This window comes from Leeuwenhoekiella aestuarii (genome assembly GCF_004104055.1).
Lineage (GTDB): Bacteria > Bacteroidota > Bacteroidia > Flavobacteriales > Flavobacteriaceae > Leeuwenhoekiella > Leeuwenhoekiella aestuarii.
This window is the reverse complement of the sequence record NZ_QOVJ01000003.1, coordinates 594,544-616,325: the sequence shown is the minus strand read 5'-3', so window position 1 is coordinate 616,325 and position 21,782 is coordinate 594,544. Positions and strand designations below refer to the sequence as shown.

Genomic DNA, 21,782 nt, shown 5'->3' with positions numbered 1-21,782 from the left:
AACTTCAAATTATATACCGAAACTCAATCTAATTGTTGAAGCGCCCACTTAACTTCGCTAAGCATCATTGCTGTTGCGCCCCATACTACACGCTCTGCAAGATAAAAAGCAGGTACTTCTAACATAGTACCGTAAGAAGTATCTATACGTTGTTTGATCACCTTTTTATCATCTAAAAACTCTTTTAAAGGAACTTCAAGAATCGCTTCGACCTCTGCTTCTTCTTTTGTAAAAGTTGGTTTAGATCGCACAATCCCTATATAGGGTTGAACCCAAAAGTTACTGGGTGGGATGTAAATTTTTGTCAATTTTTTGATTACTTCGATGGTATTACGATCTACTCCTATCTCCTCTTCGGTTTCGCGTAAAGCGGTCTCCTCTAATGATGCATCAAAAGATTCTACCTTTCCTCCAGGAAAACCTACCTGATTGCTATGTACACCTTTATAGGTTTTTCGCAGAATTAAAACCAGCATCGTATCTCCTGATCCATTAGGATAAAATACAGCCATCACTCCTGCCCATCTGGGATTTTTTGCCTCAATATCTATATCTTTTAACGCACGTATGCGTTCATCAGGAGCCATTAAGAATTGAGCCTCTTGTCCCAATAAGGTCAAATTGCTTAATTTTGGCATTCGTTTTAAAAACTCTTCAAACTGCATTTATGCGTATCTCTGTTATTTTAGTATTATTCGTCTTGGTATTAACCGGAGCCAGCTGTGAAGATAAAAAATCAAAACAAAAAACAACCGAACCACAAACCGTTGAGAAAGTTGCAGATAGCACTCCAGAGCAAAAAGCAAAAGCCGAAAATGAGAAATTAAAAAAGAAAGCAGGATCAATTATTGAATCTCAGGCAGAGCTTATTCCCTTTTTAACAGAATATGGCAAGAAGAATCCCGAGACGCGTGTACGCATCAAAACCAAGTTTGGTAATATTGAAATTCAACTCTACAGAGATACACCGTTGCATAGGGCAAATTTTATATTACTGGTAAAACAGGGATATTTTGATGATACGATGATTCATAGAAACGCACTGGATTTTGTCGTACAAGGCGGTAACAGTGATGGCTACGAAACACCCAAAAAACGTCAACGAATCGGTAATTATTTAATACCCAATGAAGCTAGCTCTAATCACACACATGTACGCGGAGCTTTCTCTGCTGCAAAATATCTAGAGCAAAACATAAGCGATGCTTCTTCTCCCTTTGAATGGTTTATTGTGGTCCCAGAGCGCGGCGCACATCATCTGGATGGTGAACATACTGTTTTTGGACGCGTAATTAAAGGAATGGATGTTGTTGACGAAATAAACAAACTAAAAACAGACGACAATGAATGGCCTATTGAAAATGTCTATCTGGAGGCCGAGTTGATTAAATAATCTTGTTTTTAAATAAAATAATTCAGTTGGGATCTTTATTTAAAAATCCCGGTTTCTAATCCGTCGAGACTGGTTTGATTTTTCTCGGTCCAGTATTCTTTTATACCACGCTCACCTTTTTGCTCTGACCAGACTTTTAAGGTCTCGCGCTCGCCGATATATTCCATAAAAGGAACCCCAAAACCACAAGAAGTTTGCACTAGGTCAATATTCAATTTAAAAATTTGACGAGCTCCGGCAGTTTCTTCAAAATGAGTGATGTATTCACCAAAAGCCTCATCTCGTTCATGAAAGACTTCGGCTTTGCCATACAGCCTTAAAATCAACGGATTCTTATCAAATGAACAAAACATAATGGTCATTCTGGGATCTTTAAGCATATGAGCAGCAGTCTCATTACCGCTACCGGTCATATTAAGCCACAAAACCTCCTGCTTGTTGAGAATATAAAAAGTTGCCATCCCTTTAGGTGATACATTCACACGACCCGTTTCTGCCGCAGTACCCACAAAGAATATTTTTTGATTGCTGATGAATTCCTTTAAGTTGTCTGTTAGCTGCGGAAGTTGTTTTCCCATAATTCTTGAATTAAATAATACCGAAAATGCTAGTTTTGATAACGTTCTGCCTTGCTATAAATTGAAGGTAATTGCAACTCATAGATCACTGCAAGTGTTCTGATCAGGACAACTACAAAACCTGAAACTACGGCATTTATACCAGAAGATATACCAGAAGAATATAAAATCACATATAAAGACCCTCCAGCTATACAAGCACTCGCATAGATTTCTTTTCTAAAAATAACAGGAATCTCATTGCACAGAATATCACGAATCACACCTCCAAAACAGGCCGTTATCGTACCCAAAGCCACACAAATAACAGGATCTAAATTTACCAAAAGTGCTATTTCTACACCGGTAATAGTATACAAAGCAATACCTATGGTATCAAACAAAAATAAAGACCGGCGTACATAACGTAGTTGTTTTCTAAAGATAATACCCACTACGGTGGTGATCACGATAATATAAACAAAGGTTGAATTGAGTAACCATGTAACCGGTGATTTACCAATGAGAAGATCTCTTAGTGTGCCACCACCTACTGAAGTTACAGTCGCAATGATGAGAATCCCAAAAAGATCCATCCGCTTTTTTGTTGCGGTAATCACCCCAGAAATCGCAAAAGCAATTGTACCTAAAATATCGATGATGTCTGCAATACTTTCCATTTATTTCTGAGTGTAGTAGTTATAATCTTTAAGAACACGATCTACAAATGTAAACGGTGTTTCTTCTGGTGTAACCTGCATCGTTTTAGCAAGTTTTTCGCTCAGCTTCAAAATAACCTTGTGTTTAGAGTAGCGCTTAGCATCACTGTAAACCGTTTTAACTTTCTGTATATCTGCATCGGTAAAAACGGTTACCTGTGGATATTTTGGTATATAATCTTCAGCTATGTTTTCTAATATAGTGTGGCTTAAACGCACTTTTTTACGCTCGGTCACAACTGTGGTTCCAGCAGCTATATCTCCTAAACGCTGACCTTTTCCATTTAAAAGAATGGTAAAAACAGCAACGCCGCCTGTAGTTAAGGTCACATCGATCACACGCATAATCCAACGCACAAAAAAGCTTCCAAAGCCTGGTTTTGAGCCGTCTAATTTTACCACCCGTAAACCCAATGCTGCTTTACCCGGTGTGCGACCGTCCCAGAATCCCTCAAAAAAGAGAAAGTATAAAAACGAAGGAATCCCGATAATCATAAAATAAATATTGATTGAAGAACCTTCGTTAGAATCTAATCCAAAAGCGGTTACTAAAAAGATTGAAGCGATCCAGTAACCGCCTAATATCAATAAATCAATGAGGTATCCCAATATGCGATCCCCTATTCCCGCAACCTGTTGCTGAATGCTCACATTTTGTGCGGTTTCAATTTGAAAGTTATCCATGAATTCTTTTTCTTTACCTATTAAGTAGGATTTTAGAATTTAGAGTTTATCTCTAAAAAATTAAACTACACATCGCTAAACAGGGAATCGAACCTGATTAATTAAACGAATAACCAGACCATGCGCGAGGCGGCTTTTGTGAAGCAAAATAAGGATAAATGGTTAAGATTTGAAAACGTTCTGGAAGGTAATCAATCTGATTTATCTCCAGACGAGTTATCTGCCTTGTATCTTGAGGTTACAGATCATCTGAGTTATGCAAAAACTTTTTACCCAAAAAGCAAAACTACGCAGTATCTCAATTATCTGGCGTCTCAATCACATCAAAAGATCTATAAGACTAAACGCGAGTCTAGCCGCAGGTTCATCACTTTTTTTACTGAAGAGTTCCCAATTTTGATGTATAAATATCAAAAACAATTATTACTTTCTTTTGCTACTTTTTTGATTTTTTGCATCATTGGTGCTTATAGTGCTGCAACCGATGGGGCTTATGTGCGCAGTATTCTGGGTGATGGTTACGTCAATATGACTTTAGAGAATATTCAGAATAACGACCCGATGCGTGTTTACAAAGAAATGAACGAAGTAGAGATGTTTATGGGTATTACCGTAAACAACATCAGAGTTGCCCTTATGGCATTTATTCTGGGAATACTTTTTAGCATTGGTTCGCTTTATATGATGATGCAAAACGGCGTGATGCTGGGCTCTTTTCAATATTTCTTTTACGATAAAGGTTTATTATGGGAATCTGTACGTACGATCTGGATTCATGGTACTATTGAAATTTCAGTAATCATTATTGCGGGTGCTGCGGGATTGGTTTTAGGAAATGGAATTTTATTTCCGGGAAGCTATACCCGACTCGAATCTTTTAAACGCAGTATGAGAGACGGACTCAAAATTGTGGTGAGTACCATTCCGTTTTTTATTATTGCGGGTTTTCTGGAAGGTTTTGTAACCCGCCATACCGAAATGCCAGACTGGCTTGCTATTTTAATTATTAGTATTTCTTTGTTACTAATTCTGTTTTACTACGTCGTATACCCAAGAATTGCTTATAAAAAAACAACTACATCCATTAAATGAAAGAACTGATCACTTTTAAAAAACAACGTGAATTAGGAGAGATAATTACAGACACATTTAAATTTCTCCGTCTGGAATACAAACCTTTATTTAAAGCTTTACTGCGCAACGCTGCAATACCTTTTTTAATCTTAATAGGTATATCCGCCTACTATACAGGGATCTCTACAGATTTTGACATGTTTAGCAATGATATGTTTAACGCTGCAAATATTATACTGCCTTTAATAGGCTTATTCATTGCTGTGTTTTTTTATTATGGAGTTCTTTATGGAACGGTACTCAACTTTATTAAACTATATATCAAAAACCAAGGCGTTGTTGATCAGGATGAACTTAAAGTATTAGTGCGTCAGGATTTAGGAAATTTGACCGGTCTTACATTTCTAATTGCAATAATGATCTTTTTTGGTTTTATGCTTTGCTTTTTCCCAGGAGTATATGTTGCTGTTCCGTTATCATTAACCTGGGCGATCTTGGTCTTCCAAAATCAATCTGTAGGTGATTCTATTTCAGATAGTTTTAAATTGGTTAAAAACGAATGGTGGATCACTTTTGCCACTATGTTTATTTTAGGCTTATTAATGTGGATTGCCAACATGGTTTTCTCTATACCTGCACTTATTTATACCGTTGGTAAAGGTTTTGCTTCCGCAGAACAAATATCTCAGGGAGATATGTCTAGTATGTTTGATTGGGTTTATGTTTTATTGAATGTACTCTCCTCTGCTGTTCAATACATCTTAGCAGGAATTTTCGCAATAGCGATCGCTTTTATTTATTTCAATTTGAATGAAAAAAAGAATCAAACCGGAACTTTTGAAACTATAGAAAGTATAGGTTCTGGCAATGATTAGAAACCTGATTTACATATTCGTTTTTCTATATTCTTTTGGTTGTATTTGCCAGACGGTAAGTATTGATTCTACTGAATTTATTCAGGAAGTTCAATATGATAAAAGTGCTATTACCCCATTGCAGTTTGATGATCAAGCTATACAAGAATTAAAACAAGACGAAGCTTTTGATTATGTTGAGTTTGTTCCACCAGATAACATTTGGACACGTTTTAAAAACTGGATCAATGAAGTATGGAATTCTTTTATAAACTGGATTCTTCAGGGAAATGAAGCTACGGGAATTCTGGGGTTTTTAGTAAAAGCTTTACCTTACCTACTCATTGCGGGAGTTCTTGTATTTTTAATATGGCTTTTCTTGAGAATTGATCTGGGAGGTTCTCCTCTTAAAAATGCAGAACTTAATAAAGTGATTCTTTCTGATGAGCAGGATATCATAGAGACCCATGATATAGAAAGCTTAATCACCCAGGCACTTCACGAAAACAACTACCGTCTTGCGGTTCGTTTTTACTATTTATTGGTACTTCAAAAATTATCAAAAAAGGATATTATAGACTGGCAGGTTCAAAAAACGAATGCCGATTATGTTTATGAAATTAAAAGTGAAGGTCTACGCAATGACTTTACCAAACTTACCCGTATTTATGATTTTATCTGGTACGGCAATTTTGATGTGAATGAAACCGATTTTTTAAAAGCAGAAAAAGAGTTTAAACAAATCACCGCCACGTTATGAGTAAACGTTACAAAATAATGGCGGTTCTTCTGGTGGTTTTTCTCTCGCTTCTAATTATTGGCGAAGCCACACAACCCGAACCGGTAAACTGGTTCCCCGGTTATGGAAAGCAAGATAAAATTCCATTTGGTACATATGTTTTTTACGATCAGCTTCCTTCAATTATTGATGAAGAGCGTTTAGAAGACGTTAATATTCCACCTTTTGAATTTTTGCTAGATTCTACAGATACACCTGAAGGCACGTATCTTTTTCTCAATTCAAGCGTTTATAATGACGCTTCAGAAAGCGCCAAAATTTTAGATTGGGTAGCTAAAGGAAATACGCTGTTTGTTGCTTCAAAAGCAATTAGCGAAACAATTCTGGATAGTTTATGTCTAAATACAGAATATCTTTCGGAAACCAGCGAACTCAAAAAACGTCCGTTAGCAAACCTCAGTAATCCATCTTTAAAGGCCTCAAAACCTTATCGCTTGAATAAAGATGTAGGCACAGTTTATTTTGATCAGATAGACACTACCCAAACCACAATTCTAGGTGTTTATGATCTTATCAGAAACAATGATTCTACAAAAATTCTGGAGCCTAAAGTCAATTTCATCAAAACTCCGTACAGAAAAGGCACAGTCATTCTCAATACTTTTCCCGAAGGCTTTACCAATGTGTTTATGCTAGACAGTCTCAATGCGAGTTATACGGCTAAAGCTTTGTCTTACCTTCCTAAAGAAGGAAAGATCTATCTGGATCAGCATTACAAAAACAGTAAAGCCACAGCGGTCTCTCCACTCTATTTAATACTCACAAACAAGTATTTAAAATGGTCGTGGTACACCCTCTTAATGGGCGCTTTGATATGGATTTATTTTGAAGGAAAACGCAAGCAACGCAGCATTCCGGTAATTAAACCACTACCCAACCAAACACTCGATTACACGCGCACGATTGCAGGAATGTATCTCGATAAAAAAGACAATCGCCAGATTGCGATGCACCAGATCAATCATTTGCTAGAGCACATCAGAAGCACTTATACACTAGCTACAGATCGCAGAGATTCGGCATTTATTGAGAAGCTAGCTACAAAAAGCGGAATTGAGCAAGCAACAGTAAAAAACCTTATAGATTATACCATAACGATTAGACAGAAAGCAGTCGTCACCGAAGACGAATTGATCAAGCTGAATTCGCTAATCGAAAAATTTAAAAACAGCCATTAAGATGGAAGAACATAAAGATCAGGAAAACTTAAATTTGAATCAGGAGCAACCGCAAACGTCGCCTGAACCTTCAGAAAATCTCGAGTTTCAAAATAGAATTCCGCTGGAAGATTTACGCAAAAGTGTAGATGCATTGAAAGCTGAACTCGCAAAGGTGATTGTGGGTCAGCACGAGTTTATAGAACTACTTATTGTAGCCTTACTAACAGACGGTCACGTTCTCATTGAAGGTGTTCCGGGAATTGCAAAAACCGTTACGGCCAAGTTATTTGCAAAAACACTCAATACCGCTTTTAGTCGCATTCAGTTTACGCCAGATTTGATGCCAAGTGATGTTTTAGGAACTTCGGTGCTCAATATGAAAACCAGCGATTTTGAGTTTAAATACGGACCTATTTTCTCAAACATTGTATTGATAGATGAGATCAATAGGGCTCCGGCAAAAACACAGGCTGCTCTTTTTGAAGTGATGGAAGAACGCCAGATCACCATAGACGGTCATAAATATGAGTTAGAAAAACCCTTTATGGTTTTGGCAACGCAAAACCCCATTGAACAAGAAGGAACCTATGCCCTGCCTGAAGCACAACTAGACCGTTTTCTATTTAAAATAAAGGTTGAATATCCTGATCTTGAAGATGAAATCTTAATTCTTAAAAGTCAGAATGATATAAAGGGTTCACAGATGGAAGTTGTAAACGCTATTCTATCACCAGAAAAACTTCAGGAATATCGCGATCAAACCCATCAGATTCTGGTAGAAGAAAAAATACTGAATTACATCGCTTCAATTACGGTTAAATCCAGAACACATCCACATTTGTATTTAGGAGGTTCGCCTCGTGCTTCCTTAGCCATTATGAATTCGGCTAAAGCATTTGCAGCCATAAATGGTCGGGACTTTGTGACCCCGGAAGATGTAAAGAGAGCCGTAACTCCTGTTTTAAGACACCGTGTCATTCTCTCTCCAGAACGTGAGATGGAAGGTATGACGCCAGAAACCGTTATTGAGATGCTTGTTCAATCTGTAGAAGTACCTCGCTAGTGCGCATTATAAACTTCATAAAAAGTCTGTATTTAGGTAAACGTGTATTCTACGTACTTGCCGTTCTTATTGTGCTTTTTTTATTTTCATATTGGAGTCATGTGTTATATCCTGTCGCTTTAGTTGGGTTGTTTCTTTTAGCTATTGCTGCGGTTTTTGACAGCATTTTATTATTCAAAAAGAGAGATGGCATTCTTGCAACCCGGGAATTACCAGAGAAATTCTCAAATAGTGATCTCAATGAAGTACCACTGAGTATTCAGAACAAATATGGTTTTAAAATCGCTTACAACATCATTGATGAAATTCCGGTACAATTTCAAAAACGAGATTTTCTCAAATCGGGAAGTATTCCGGCGCGAACTAAAAAATCGATTGTATATCAATTAAGACCTGTTGATCGTGGAGTTTACACGTTTGGTAAATTGAATATATATGTGAGCTCTCCGTTCAATTTTGTAAAACGCAGATTTTCTTTTGGAAAAGATCAGACAGTAAAAGTCTATCCCTCTTTTATACAAATGAAAAAATATGCGTTTCTGGCTATTGACAATAAACTGACACAATTTGGTCTTAAGAAGATTCGCCGTATAGGTCACACTATGGAATTTGAGCAAATCAGAGAATATGTAAGTGGTGATGATGTACGCACAATTAACTGGAAAGCCACGGCAAAACGCGGAAATTTGATGGTTAATCAATTTCAGGACGAAAAATCTCAACCTGTTTATTCGATTATAGATGCCAGCCGGGTGATGAAAATGCCTTTTGAAGGCTTAACCTTGCTAGATTATGCCATTAATAGTGCTTTGGCCTTTAGTAATATTGCATTAAAAAAAAATGATAAAACCGGTTTATTGACATTCAGTAACACGATTCATAATCATCTTGCTGCAAGTAGCAAAAAGACACATCTCAATACAATTTTAGAGGTTTTATATTCAATTAAAACTAATTTTCTAGATAGTGATTTTGGTAGATTGTATGCTGAAGTAAAACGTAAAATCACACATAGAAGTCTTTTATTGCTGTATACTAACTTTGAACACTTGAGTGCTTTAGAGCGTCAACTCCCCTATTTAAAAGGTCTTGCCCAAAAACATGTCTTGGTTGTCATCATTTTTGAAAATACAGAACTCGACAATCTGATTTCAAAAAAAGCAACCAGCACTCCAGAAATCTATCATAAAACCATTGCTCAGAAAATGGATTATGATAAAAAGCTTATGGTAAAAGAACTTGAGAAGCATGGTATACAAGCCGTTTTAACCAAACCTGAAGATCTTTCTGTAAAAACAATCAATAAATATCTGGAGATAAAAGCACGGGGAATTATTTAAGTTTTAAATACCCCGAAATTTTGAATTTTCAATATTCAATTTCTCCCGAAAGCCCTTATCTTTGCAGCCTAAATTTTTATTATGATCCAAGTTACTTTGCCAGACGGCAGCGTAAAAGAATTTGAAAACGGAGCAACACCCTTTGACGTTGCAAACAGCATAAGCGCAGGACTTGCGCGTAATGTTATTTCTGCAAAATACAACAAGCAAACCATAGAAATCACGACCCCGCTTACCGAAAACGGTTCTTTAGTTTTGTACACTTGGAATGATGATGAAGGTAAAAAAGCATTCTGGCACTCTTCTGCTCACATTTTAGCGCAAGCTTTAGAAGAATTATATCCAGCGGTTAAATTGACCATTGGACCGGCCATTGATAAAGGATTTTACTATGATGTAGATCTTGGTGATCGCTCGTTAAGCGAGAATGACTTCAAAAAGATCGAAGATAAAATGCTTGAAATTGCCAGAGGAAAACATGAATTTTCAATGCGTAGCATTTCTAAAGCAGATGCTCTCGACCTTTACAAAAAACAAGAAAATCCATATAAGGTTGAATTGATAGAAAACCTTGAGGATGGTACAATCACCTTTTGCGACCATGATACGTTTACAGATCTATGTCGAGGTGGACACTTACCCAATACCGGTTTTGTAAAAGCAGTTAAGTTGATGAGTGTTGCAGGTGCTTACTGGCGCGGTGATGAAAATAAACCACAACTTACACGTGTTTACGGTATTTCATTTCCAAAGCAAAAAGACCTAAAAGAATATTTAGAGCTTCTTGAAGAAGCTAAAAAGAGAGACCATAGAAAATTAGGAAAAGAACTTCAGCTGTTTACTTTTTCTCAAAAAGTAGGTCAAGGTCTGCCATTATGGCTGCCTAATGGTGCCGCTTTGCGTGAACGTTTAGAAAATTTTCTAAAAGCTGCTCAGAAAAAAGCAGGATACGAGATGGTGGTTACGCCACATATTGGTCAAAAAGAATTGTACGTTACTTCTGGTCACTATGCCAAATATGGTGAAGACAGTTTTCAGCCAATAAGTACTCCTGCTGAGGGCGAAGAGTTTTTATTGAAACCTATGAACTGTCCGCATCACTGTGAGATTTACAATGCAAATCAATGGAGTTACCGTGATTTACCAAAGCGTTTTGCAGAATTTGGCACGGTTTACCGTTATGAACAAAGCGGTGAACTTCACGGACTTACACGTGTGCGTGGGTTTACTCAAGATGATGCACACATCTTTTGTACTCCAGATCAGCTCGATGAAGAATTTATGAAAGTAATAGACCTGGTACTTTATGTATTTGGTTCTTTAGGTTTTGAAAATTTTACAGCTCAGGTTTCGTTAAGAGATCCTGAAAACAAAGAGAAATACATCGGTTCTGATGAAAATTGGGCAAAAGCCGAAAACGCAATCATAAATGCAGCAAAAGCTAAAAATCTTAACTATGTTGTAGAAACTGGAGAAGCCGCTTTTTACGGCCCTAAGCTAGACTTTATGGTAAAAGATGCATTAGGTCGAAGCTGGCAGTTAGGAACAATTCAGGTAGATTATAACCTTCCTGAGCGTTTTGAACTAACGTATAAAGGCAGTGATAATGAGGAGCATCGCCCGGTTATGATACACCGTGCACCCTTTGGAAGTATGGAGCGTTTTGTTGCTATTTTATTAGAACATACCGGCGGAAACTTTCCATTGTGGCTTATGCCAGTACAAGCCAGTGTGTTAACACTCAGTGAAAACTATGAGAATTACGCACAAAATGTATTAACTTTGCTTGAAAATCACGAAGTTCGCGCCACGATTGATGATCGTGGAGAAACTATGGGAAGGAAGATTAGAGAAGCAGAAATGCAAAAAACTCCTTTCATGCTTATAATTGGTGAAAAAGAATCCAATGATGGTACGGTTTCTGTACGTAAACATGGTGGAGAGGATTTGGGAACGATGACAGTTGCAGAATTTGCACAAATCATCAATACTGAAATCTCTAAGACACTAAAGAAATTTGAAGTTTAATTAAAATTATATAGCCATAGCAATACGTAGAAAAAGATCAAGAGGACCGGCAAGAGTCCAGAAGACAGACCAACACAATATCAACCAAAAAATTCGTGCTCGTGAAGTACGCCTTGTAGGTGATAATGTAGAAATGGGGATATACCCTACTAGCAAAGCACTTGACATCGCTCAAGAGCAAGAACTAGACTTAGTAGAGATCTCTCCTAATGCAGAACCACCTGTTTGTAAGGTGATGGATTATAAGAAATTTGTTTACGAACAAAAGAAGCGTGAAAAAGCAATAAAAGCTAAAGCGTCTAAAGTTGTCGTTAAAGAAATTAGATTTGGTCCTAACACAGATGATCACGACTACGAGTTTAAAAAGAAACATGCTCTAAAGTTTCTTGAAGAAGGAGCAAAGCTAAAAGCTTATGTTTTCTTTAAAGGGCGTTCAATTATTTACAAAGATCAAGGTCAGATTTTGCTACTTCGCTTAGCACAAGATCTTGAAGAATATGGTAAAGTTGAGCAAATGCCTAAATTAGAAGGGAAACGTATGATTATGTTTCTTGCACCTAAGAAAACAAAATAAAAGCCTAACAGCTTTTTAAACTATAAATCCCGACCTTTTTTAAAAGGCCGGGATTGTTTTGATAGTAAAAAATCAAGACAAACAATAATAAGCGGAATAATTAAATAAACTAGGAATTATGCCTAAAATGAAAACAAAAGGCAGTGCTAAAAAGCGTTTTAAGCTTACAGGTACTGGTAAAATCAAAAGAAAGCACGCGTTTAAGAGTCACATCTTGACTAAAAAGTCTAAGAAACGTAAGCTAGCGTTAACTCACGATACTTTGGTACACAAAGCTGACGAGAACAACGTGAAAATCATGTTACGTCTTAAATAAATACGTAACCGGTTAAATTATTTTATAAACCCTGGAGTTGGGCAAAACGAAAATATAAGAGTTTTAAAAGTGGTGCTTGTCACCCGCCTGCTACAAAAACAATTAAATTATGCCAAGATCAGTAAATTCAGTTGCTTCAAGAGCCCGTAGAAAAAAGGTAATGAAGCAAGCCAAAGGTTACTTTGGAAGACGTAAAAACGTCTACACAGTTGCAAAAAATGCGGTTGAAAAGGCTATGCTTTATGCATACCGTGACCGTCGTCAAAAGAAAAGAAATTTCCGTGCACTATGGATTACTCGTATTAATGCGGGTGCTCGCATGCATGGAATGTCTTATTCACAGTTTATGGGTAAAGTTAAAGCTGCAAACATCGAACTTAACCGTAAGGTATTAGCAGATTTAGCAATGAATCACCCAGAAGCTTTTGAAGCAATCGTAAGTAAAGTAAAATAAGGCTAACGCCTAATTAATTAACAATACTCCGCTTATAAACAAAAAGCCCGATCAAATGATCGGGCTTTTTCATTTTAAATTACTTCCAGTTAAAGCTTACCGCTTTTTCCATATCAGGATGCAGACTATTTAAAACAGGACACGTTTTAGCTGTGTTTTCAAGAATCTTTCGATCTTTATCATTATGAACTCCTTGCAAGTTTAATTCAATTTCTATACGAGCGATTCTGCGGGGTTCTGCATTCATTATTTTAGTCACAGATGCAGATGAACCTTTAAGCTCTACTCCGTTTAACTGCGCTGCTTTTATACCCATTACTGTAAGCATACAACTCGCTAATGCAGTAGCAACTGTATCTGTAGGAGAAAAAGCTTCTCCCTTACCATTATTATCAATTGGAGCATCCGTAATAAATTTATCACCAGATTTAAGATGCTCGCATTCTGTTCTTAGATCACCTAAATAAACAACTTTACTAGTCATATTTTAATCTTTTAAAAATAAAGATGATGAAGATTTAGTAGGAATTTCAACTACTATTTCTTCCAGATCCTGACCATATTTTAAAATATATGCAGCTGTATTAAAATACCCTGCTGATACCGGATCCTGAATATAATTGAATTTATTCTCAACATACTCAGTACTATATCCTGCATCTGCTGCATCATATAAACTTTCTGATGCGGCTAATCGCAATAAAGTATCAAATGTTATGTCATAACCTCTTACTGCATAACTGCTAGGAACATAACCGTATTTTCTTTCGTAAGCATCAATAAACGACTTTTGACCAGCACCGTAAGCCCTGTCTACAGAAGGAAAGTGAAAGTTCAGCTTCATCAACGTAATGTTAGAAACATCATCACTTTCATAAGCTGAACCCTTATTGGTAGTCATCAAGGTGATCTTTCTATTCTCTGATATTTGTGTTGATAAACTCGTTGTTACATTACTAATTAAAGCAATATCGTTAGTCTCAAGAATAACCCAATTATCTATAGTTTGAGATAATTTTGCCGTAAGATCACTAGCTCTCAAATACGAACCATTATCTGATGATTTAGGAAATACAACCTTAGCATCAGGATACATGGCTAAAATCTTATTCTTAATACTCTGGTTTTTTGAATCAGCGATAACAACAATATTCTTGCCTTTACCCTGTAATTTTATGTACCGAAGCATTTCTTGTTTTAAAATCTCATCATCTGGTCTGGACTGAAACATATTAGAACTCATCGCTACATTAGGAACAATAGGAGACACAACTGGAACAGAACGACCTTTAAGAAGCTGACTTGCCTTTTCTACGTTTGAAGTAAGAAGCGGACCTACAACAGCATTCATTTTTGAAAAGTCATTGCTGTTGATTAGATTTTCAATCTTACGATCATTTCCCGCTTTACCGTCGCCTCGTGCATATTGCGTATCGTAGACATAAAGATTTGAAGAAATACCTAACGCTTTAGCAGAATCTATCGCCATAAGAGCACCGCTGTAAAAGTCTAAGGCGATATTCATTACCCGATCTTTTTTAATTACAGATTTACGCACATCTGCCGTATCAATTTCTGTTCTACCTAGATTAAAAGGAAGCATCAACGCAATATTCTTGGTTGACTTGTTTGTCAAATTATCAGCAAGCTTTATTGCACCACCGTTGACAGTTACAGCTGTTTCAGCACCCAATTTAGATTTGGGTAATTTAAGAATCATTCCACTTTTAAGACCATCTTCAAGAGCGGGATTAAGCGTCATCAATTCTGCTTCTGTCATATCCCATCTTTGGGTTAGTCTAAACAAGTTCTCTTTTGGCTTTACCTCATAAAATCCAAATCTACTATCTTCTAAAACCGCATCTTTTGCATAAGATTTATCTGGCACATTGATAATATCACCTATCTGCAAACCGTCTTCAATACCGGGATTCATCATCTCAAGCTCTTCTATGGTAATTCCATACATTGAAGCTAAACCATATTTAGTTTCTTTAGGCTTAACAATATGTTTTCTATTAGTAATAGCAGGTTTAGCCGTCTCATCAATAACTACTGTTTCTGTATTAGGAAGTTTTACAATCTCACCATTTCTCAATTCGGCACTATACAAATGCTTATTGTAGCGTTTTATCTCAGATTCTGAAATATCATATTTTTTTGAAAGACTATACAAAGTCTCCCCTTTTGCTACTGTATGCAATATAAATTTGCCATCAGCACTTATTTCTGAACCACCAGGAACAGATTTACCTCCCGGAAGGATAAGCACCAATCCCGGATATAGATTTCCCTTAGCTTCAGGGTTTAAGCGATAAATCTCATAAACAGTAACATTATACTTATTAGCAATACTGGAAACAGTCTCGCCATCGCGCACCTGATGACTTGCATATTTTTGTTGACCTATACTTGAACAACTGAATACAACAAATATAAAAACGAATAAAATGGTGATGTTTTTCATTGTGGTTATTTTTTAAACCAATACCTCATAAAACTATGAGGTATTGGTTTGAAAATGATTTTATAAAATTAAAAATTCAGTTTATTCCCACTCAATAGTTGCTGGTGGTTTTGAACTGATGTCATAGACTACTCTATTAACGCCTTTAACCTTATTTATTATATCATTTGAGGTCTTTTGTAGAAAATTATAAGGAAGGTTCACCCAATCTGCGGTCATACCATCTGTACTTTCTACGGCTCTAAGTGCAACACATTTCTCATAAGTTCGCTCATCGCCCATCACACCAACTGAATCAACTGGTAATAACATAGCGCCAGCTTGCCAAACCTGATCATAAAGACCCCATTCACGCAAACCGTTAATAAAGATCGCATCAACTTCTTGAAGAATACGCACTTTTTCTGGAGTGATATCTCCTAAAATTCTAATCGCAAGCCCAGGCCCAGGGAATGGATGCCTACCCAATAAAGTTGGACTCATATCCATACTGGCACCCACGCGCCTTACTTCATCTTTAAAAAGCATACGAAGAGGCTCTACCACTTTAAGCTTCATAAAATCTGGTAAACCACCTACGTTATGATGTGATTTTATAGTTGCTGAAGGACCACCTGTTGCAGAAACAGATTCTATAACATCAGGATAAATTGTTCCTTGCGCTAACCATTTAGCATCTTCTACCATATGCGCTTCGTCATCAAAAACTTCGATAAAAACACGGCCTATGGTTTTTCTTTTTTCTTCGGGGTCACTTTTACCGGCAAGAGCATCTAGAAAACGATCTGAAGCATCAACTCCTTTCACATTTAGGCCCATTCCCTCATATTGTTTCAACACATCGTGAAACTCATTTTTACGAAGCAAACCGTTATTTACAAAAATACAGTGTAGATTTTTTCCTATAGCTTTATGCAGTAACATTGCCGCTACAGAGCTGTCAACACCTCCAGAAAGACCAAGAATTACTTTGTCTGCACCTATTTTCTTTTTTAAGTCTGCAACTGTAGTGTCTACAAAAGTATCTGGAGTCCAACTTTGTTCAACTTTTGCGATATTGATTAAGAAATTCTCTAATATTTTTTTTCCATCTGTAGAATGATACACCTCAGGATGAAACTGAATTGCATACGTCTCTTCACCACCTATACGGTATGCTGCATTTTCTACATCGTGCGTACTGGCTAATTTCACAGAGCCTTCCGGCAGAGCCTTTATCGTATCACTGTGACTCATCCACACCTGGCTACCTACCTCTACACCTTCAAAAAACGGTTCATCCTCCTTTATCATCGAAAGATTTGCCCGGCCATACTCACGGGTATTAGACTGGCCAACTTCACCTCCATGGAAATGAGCCAGATATTGTGCCCCATAACAAACACCCAGCAAGGGCTTTACACCTCGTATCTTAGAAAGATCTGGGTGCGGTGCATTTTCAGCACGAACTGATGATGGAGATCCCGAAAGAATTACAGCTTTATAACTGTTTAAATCTTCAGGTAAATTATTAAATGGTTTTATTTCGCAGAAAATATTGAGTTCCCGTATGCGTCTTGCAATTAACTGGGTATACTGCGAACCGAAATCTAGAATGAGTACGTTATTTTGCATAGGTAAAAATAGTATTTCTATCTATTTTCAGTAAGTCAAAAATCATTCTTATTTTGACATTTAATAAACAATTTATGAGGAAGCAAAAAAATCATCTCTACTACTTCAGCTTATTAAAATAAATTAGAATTACTTTAAAGTAGATTAGACGTTTTACATCCTAAAACCGACTAAATACTTCTATCTCGATATTTTAAAGAGTATCATCCTACACAAAATATAAACTGCATGCTATCAATCATTTATACTTTTAATAATATAGCTAAGAATTTGATAGTTATGTACTCTAAATTTCTTAATAAGCTAATAATTAATTAAAAATATAATTATCAACAATATATCTGAGTTTAATTTTTATATTTGAACAAATTAGATGTTCCCTAAACCTAATCTATAAAAATGTCTATATCAAAACAACTTAAAGCGCTCAGAGAAAAGACTTCTTTGTCTCAAAAAAAAGTTGCCGAAGAGCTCGGTATTACTCAAGGTGCCTATTCCTTAATTGAAAATGGGCAAAACTCTATCACTACAGAACATTTACTTACACTAAGCAGACTTTATAGTGTTCCTACAGATCGCATTTTAAAAGGCTCTCATAATTCTATAATGATGAGCTCTACAAATGGATTTGTACCACTTATCAACGTTGAAGCGAGAGCTGGTTTTATCGAAAATCGCGACAATGAACAGTGGATGTCTACTTTAGACATGTTTAAACTTCCGGGTTATGAACCCGCTCAAGGTCAAAAACTTTTTGAAGTTGAAGGGGATAGCATGATGCCTACACTAATGCACGGTGATATATTGATCACACAGCATACAGAAGACCTCTCTGAAATATTAGATGGCTCTGTGGCAGTTATAGTTACTACAAAATCTGTATTAACTAAGCGTATTAAAAAAGACCTTTCTAACAATGCTATTATTTTAATAAGCGATAACAGTAAGTATGAGAGTATAAGCTATGACCTAGAAAATATTCTAGAAATCCTTATTGTAAGAGGTAAAATCACAAGTTCGCTCAATGTTGTAGACATGGATGCTAATAAGCGTGTACAGCATTTAGAGAGCCAAGTTGATAAGTTACAAAGCGATATGAGTAAACTCATAGAGAAAATAAATAAACTGGTTTAAAACCTCAGTTTTCTTCAAAAAAAATCCGGTCTGAAATAGACCGGATTTTTTATTTAAATTAAATTTTAATTAGTCTTTAGTTACGCGACCTACAGGAAATGATGCAGTATTTATTTGCATTTTATTTGTAACTGCAGAACCGGCTTCTTCTGTAATTGTACCGGTTAATGGTCTTAAAACAAAAGGCTTTGTTTCATCATTATCAGGACTTGGTTCAATAGTAATAAAAGCTCTTCTTCCTAGGAGATTTGGCGCTGTAGTTATCCCATACAATTGAGAAAGTAAGCTAATATTTACAAAATCTTCTCCTGGAAAGTCAGGACCATCATTTATGCTTGAACTGAATGTAGCAAATTCATCAGCATTATTTACATTAGTAAACTTCCCCGTTGAAACATTAACATCACCACTTGCTCCCTGTAATGTAACCCATCCTTCATATTTCCAACCAGAAGGAAGTGTTGGCAATTTAAGACCAGGCTGCCCTGTTGAAGGCACATACCAGTAAAGTCCACTATTCTCATTTGTAGCTACATCGTCTGTTGGCGTTTGTAATACAAATTGCCCAGAAGCTGTTGTATAAGAACCAAAGGTATCGGTAACATCAACAGTAGCGGCATTACCAACAAAATCGCCACTAAGTATAATAGACTGACTAATTTCTGAACTTGGATCATTGCCTGGCTCAATACTCAGTACAAAACCTTCAGCATCATTAACCTGTCCCGTTAATGCCTGAAAAGTCTTCGGAAAATTTACATCTGTAAATCTACCCAGAGACACAAGATTTGTATTTGTAACTAACCAAGCCTGATATTCTGCTCCTGAATCTAGTCGTTCTAATCCTGAAATATCAACAGTTACATCAGATCGATCTACCGAATCATCTCCTGAACAAGAAGCAAAAAAGATAGCAGCAAATAATATCATTAATAGATTAAGTTTTTTCATAAATAGTATTTTAAGTTGTTTCAAATTGTAAACGCAAATAGCGTACAAAAATTTCAATAAAAAAACCAAACCGCCCTAAAGCGGTTTGGTTTTAATAAATATTTAGCAAAACGCTTAAGCGTTTTGCTTTTTGATCAAGTTTAAAGCAGAACCTTCTCTATACCACGCGATTTGCGCATCGTTATAAGTATGATTTGCCTTAATTGTGTCTTTGCTTCCGTCTGCGTGAGCAACTTCAATAGTTAAAGGCTTATCTGGAGCAAACTCTTCGATGTCAACAAAGCTGAATGTATCATCCTCCTGAATCAAATCATAATCATTTTCGTTAGCAAAAGTCAATCCTAACATTCCTTGCTTTTTAAGGTTTGTTTCGTGGATACGAGCAAAAGACTTAACTAAAACTGCTGCAACACCTAAGAAACGAGGTTCCATAGCTGCATGCTCACGAGAAGAACCTTCACCATAATTGTGGTCTCCCACAACAATAGTTTTGATTCCCTTAGCCTTGTATTCACGCTGTGTATCTGGTACACCTCCATATTCTCCTGTCAACTGATTTTTTACGAAATTCGTTTTCTTATTATAAGCATTTACAGCACCAATAAGACAGTTGTTAGAAATATTATCTAAGTGCCCTCTGTATCGTAACCAAGGGCCAGCCATTGAAATGTGATCTGTAGTACACTTACCAAAAGCTTTAATAAGCAACTTAACCTCTTTCAATTCTGAATCCTGAATTGGTGTAAAAGGCTCTAATAACTCTAAACGCTCACTATCTTCTGCAACTTTAACCTCTACAGAACTACCATCTTCAGTAGGTGAAAGATACCCATTCTCATCAACAGCAAAGCCTTTTGGCGGAAGTTCAAGACCTACAGGAACATCTAATTTAACCTGTTCTCCATCCTCGTTCAATAAGGTGTCTGTCATGGGATCAAAATCCAAACGACCTGAAATTGCGATTGCTGCAACCATTTCTGGAGATCCTACAAAAGCATGCGTATTAGGGTTACCATCCGCACGTTTTGAGAAGTTGCGGTTAAAGGAATGAACAATTGTATTTTTCTCTTCACCTTTGCGATCACTACGATCCCACTGACCAATACAAGGACCACAAGCATTTGTAAATATAGTAGCACCTAAGTTTTCAAAAACTTCTAATAAACCATCTCGCTCAGCTGTATATCTAATCTGCTCAGAGCCCGGATTGATACCAAAATCACTCTTAGGTTTTAATTTTTTATCTATAGCCTGCTGTGCAATTGAAGCCGCTCTAGACAAATCTTCATAAGAAGAGTTTGTACAAGAACCTATAAGACCCCAATCTACTTTAATTGGCCAATCATTTTCAGCAGCTTTTTTTCCTAACTCACCTACCGGAGTAGCAAGATCTGGAGTAAAAGGACCATTAAGGTGTGGACGTAGTTCTGAAAGATTAATTTCAATAACCTCATCAAAGTATTGCTCAGGATTAGCATATACTTCATCATCCCCTGTTAAATACTCTTTAATTTCATTTGCAGCATCTGCAACATCAGCTCGGTCTGTAGCACGTAAGAAACGTTCCATAGACTCGTCATAACCAAATGTAGAAGTGGTAGCACCTATCTCAGCTCCCATATTGCAAATAGTACCTTTTCCTGTCGCAGAAAGATTTTTTGCACCAGGACCAAAATATTCTACAATAGCACCCGTACCACCTTTTACAGTAAGAATACCAGCCACCTTAAGAATAACATCTTTAGAAGCAGTCCATCCACTTAACTCTCCGGTTAACTTAACACCGATCAGCTTAGGAAATTTAAGCTCCCAAGGCATACCTGCCATCACATCTACTGCATCAGCACCACCTACACCTATAGCAACCATACCAAGACCACCAGCATTTACCGTATGGCTATCTGTACCTATCATCATTCCTCCCGGAAATGCATAGTTTTCTAAAACCACTTGGTGAATAATACCTGCACCCGGTTTCCAGAAACCAATACCGTATTTGTTAGAAACAGATTCTAGGAAATCAAAAACCTCATTACTGGTTTCATTTGCTCTTTTTAAATCTTTTTTAGCGCCCTGCTTTGCCTGAATCAGGTGATCACAATGTACTGTAGTAGGCACAGCAACATTTTTTTTACCTGCTTGCATAAATTGCAATAACGCCATCTGAGCTGTAGCATCCTGACAAGCGATACGATCTGGAGCAAAATCTACATAGTCTTTACCACGTACAAATGCTCTATCGGTTTTACCATCCCAAAGGTGAGAGTATAATATTTTTTCTGCCAGTGTTAAGGGCTTACCTGTAATTTCGCGAGCAGCGTCTACACGCTCTGCAACTTTACTGTAAACCGATTTGATCATATCAATATCAAATGCCATATCTAAGTTTTAGTTAAATGAATTTGTAATTTACATACGCCCGAAAGCGGCTTTAAAATTACGAAAAAGCGTAGAAAATATGAAGCCTAAACATAGATTAAGGCTATCTGTATAAATGCTAAATTTATTGCAAATTCAACTAACATTATATCGATTTCGTTGCTTAATTGTGATAATTAGTCAGTTACAAACCGGATGTTATTAAAAAACACTTCTAAAACA

21 protein-coding genes are annotated in these 21,782 nt (G+C 36.7%); 12 read left to right on the top strand and 9 right to left on the bottom strand.

Annotated features, from left to right (window positions below; all coding sequences use genetic code 11):
- Positions 1-23: 23 nt before the first annotated feature.
- A complete protein-coding gene (locus tag DSM03_RS11600; protein ID WP_128760679.1) occupies positions 24-665 on the bottom strand; it encodes an NUDIX hydrolase in 642 nt (213 codons plus the stop codon).
- Positions 666-667: 2 nt separating this feature from the next.
- Between DSM03_RS11600 and DSM03_RS11595 the strand changes: the two genes are divergently transcribed.
- A complete protein-coding gene (locus DSM03_RS11595; RefSeq protein WP_128760678.1) occupies positions 668-1,393 on the top strand; it encodes a peptidylprolyl isomerase in 726 nt (241 codons plus the stop codon).
- A 35-nt stretch (positions 1,394-1,428) separates the two neighbouring features.
- On the opposite strand, the gene DSM03_RS11590 is transcribed toward DSM03_RS11595, so the two are convergent.
- Genes DSM03_RS11590 through DSM03_RS11580 form a run of 3 tightly spaced genes read right to left on the bottom strand, consistent with a single transcriptional unit; the run spans position 1,429 to position 3,353 of the window.
- A complete protein-coding gene (locus DSM03_RS11590) occupies positions 1,429-1,971 on the bottom strand; it encodes a pyridoxamine 5'-phosphate oxidase family protein (protein WP_128760677.1) in 543 nt (180 codons plus the stop codon).
- Positions 1,972-2,000: 29 nt separating this feature from the next.
- Positions 2,001-2,630 (bottom strand): trimeric intracellular cation channel family protein, encoded by a 630-nt coding sequence (locus DSM03_RS11585; RefSeq protein ID WP_128760676.1) that lies wholly within the window; start codon positions 2,628-2,630, stop codon positions 2,001-2,003.
- Positions 2,631-3,353, bottom strand: a complete 723-nt coding sequence (locus tag DSM03_RS11580) for an RDD family protein (RefSeq protein ID WP_128760675.1) — start codon at positions 3,351-3,353, stop codon at positions 2,631-2,633. It lies immediately after the preceding gene.
- 120 nt (positions 3,354-3,473) lie between these two features.
- Between DSM03_RS11580 and DSM03_RS11575 the strand changes: the two genes are divergently transcribed.
- From DSM03_RS11575 to rplT, 10 genes are all read left to right on the top strand, one after another.
- Positions 3,474-4,445, top strand: a complete 972-nt coding sequence (locus DSM03_RS11575) for a stage II sporulation protein M (RefSeq protein WP_128760674.1) — start codon at positions 3,474-3,476, stop codon at positions 4,443-4,445.
- On the top strand, positions 4,442-5,302 hold the full coding sequence (locus DSM03_RS11570; protein WP_128760673.1) for a YciC family protein: 861 nt from the start codon (positions 4,442-4,444) through the stop codon (positions 5,300-5,302). The genes DSM03_RS11575 and DSM03_RS11570 overlap by 4 nt, the downstream gene beginning before the upstream one ends.
- Positions 5,295-6,041: a DUF4129 domain-containing protein gene (locus tag DSM03_RS11565; protein WP_128760672.1), complete on the top strand. Its 747-nt coding sequence runs from the start codon at positions 5,295-5,297 to the stop codon at positions 6,039-6,041. Before DSM03_RS11570 ends, DSM03_RS11565 begins: the two co-directional genes overlap by 8 nt.
- Positions 6,038-7,258: a DUF4350 domain-containing protein gene (locus DSM03_RS11560; protein ID WP_128760671.1), complete on the top strand. Its 1,221-nt coding sequence runs from the start codon at positions 6,038-6,040 to the stop codon at positions 7,256-7,258. Before DSM03_RS11565 ends, DSM03_RS11560 begins: the two co-directional genes overlap by 4 nt.
- 1 nt (position 7,259) lies before the next feature.
- The gene (locus tag DSM03_RS11555; protein WP_128760670.1) at positions 7,260-8,303 is read left to right on the top strand and encodes an AAA family ATPase; all 1,044 of its coding nucleotides are present in this window, start codon (positions 7,260-7,262) and stop codon (positions 8,301-8,303) included.
- Positions 8,304-8,308: 5 nt separating this feature from the next.
- Positions 8,309-9,643, top strand: coding sequence for a DUF58 domain-containing protein (locus tag DSM03_RS11550; protein ID WP_128760725.1), 1,335 nt, complete (start codon positions 8,309-8,311; stop codon positions 9,641-9,643).
- A gap of 81 nt (positions 9,644-9,724) precedes the next feature.
- Entirely contained in the window at positions 9,725-11,671 is a 1,947-nt protein-coding gene (gene thrS / locus DSM03_RS11545; protein WP_128760669.1) for a threonine--tRNA ligase, read from the top strand.
- Between the two features lie 22 nt (positions 11,672-11,693).
- Positions 11,694-12,245 (top strand): translation initiation factor IF-3, encoded by a 552-nt coding sequence (gene infC / locus DSM03_RS11540; protein ID WP_128760668.1) that lies wholly within the window; start codon positions 11,694-11,696, stop codon positions 12,243-12,245.
- Positions 12,246-12,363: 118 nt separating this feature from the next.
- Entirely contained in the window at positions 12,364-12,561 is a 198-nt protein-coding gene (gene rpmI / locus DSM03_RS11535; RefSeq protein ID WP_009780460.1) for a 50S ribosomal protein L35, read from the top strand.
- 109 nt (positions 12,562-12,670) lie between these two features.
- Entirely contained in the window at positions 12,671-13,015 is a 345-nt protein-coding gene (gene rplT, locus DSM03_RS11530) for a 50S ribosomal protein L20 (protein ID WP_128760667.1), read from the top strand.
- 79 nt (positions 13,016-13,094) lie between these two features.
- Here rplT and DSM03_RS11525 read toward each other — a convergent pair whose 3' ends face one another.
- From DSM03_RS11525 to guaA, 3 genes are all read right to left on the bottom strand, one after another.
- Positions 13,095-13,499 carry an OsmC family protein gene (locus tag DSM03_RS11525; protein ID WP_128760666.1) on the bottom strand — a complete coding sequence of 135 codons (405 nt, stop codon included), beginning with the start codon at positions 13,497-13,499 and terminating at the stop codon, positions 13,095-13,097.
- 3 nt (positions 13,500-13,502) lie between these two features.
- On the bottom strand, positions 13,503-15,482 hold the full coding sequence (locus tag DSM03_RS11520) for a LysM peptidoglycan-binding domain-containing protein (protein WP_128760665.1): 1,980 nt from the start codon (positions 15,480-15,482) through the stop codon (positions 13,503-13,505).
- Between the two features lie 81 nt (positions 15,483-15,563).
- Positions 15,564-17,096 carry a glutamine-hydrolyzing GMP synthase gene (guaA, locus tag DSM03_RS11515; protein ID WP_128760664.1) on the bottom strand — a complete coding sequence of 511 codons (1,533 nt, stop codon included), beginning with the start codon at positions 17,094-17,096 and terminating at the stop codon, positions 15,564-15,566.
- 399 nt (positions 17,097-17,495) lie between these two features.
- Here guaA and DSM03_RS11510 point away from each other — a divergent pair, with 399 nt between their 5' ends.
- Positions 17,496-18,230 carry an XRE family transcriptional regulator gene (locus tag DSM03_RS11510; RefSeq protein WP_128760663.1) on the top strand — a complete coding sequence of 245 codons (735 nt, stop codon included), beginning with the start codon at positions 17,496-17,498 and terminating at the stop codon, positions 18,228-18,230.
- 69 nt (positions 18,231-18,299) lie between these two features.
- On the opposite strand, the gene DSM03_RS11505 is transcribed toward DSM03_RS11510, so the two are convergent.
- Together DSM03_RS11505 and DSM03_RS11500 are read right to left on the bottom strand one after the other, a co-directional pair.
- Positions 18,300-19,181 carry an anti-sigma factor gene (locus tag DSM03_RS11505; RefSeq protein WP_128760662.1) on the bottom strand — a complete coding sequence of 294 codons (882 nt, stop codon included), beginning with the start codon at positions 19,179-19,181 and terminating at the stop codon, positions 18,300-18,302.
- Between the two features lie 114 nt (positions 19,182-19,295).
- Positions 19,296-21,560 (bottom strand): aconitate hydratase, encoded by a 2,265-nt coding sequence (locus DSM03_RS11500; protein ID WP_128760661.1) that lies wholly within the window; start codon positions 21,558-21,560, stop codon positions 19,296-19,298.
- Positions 21,561-21,782 lie beyond the last annotated feature (222 nt).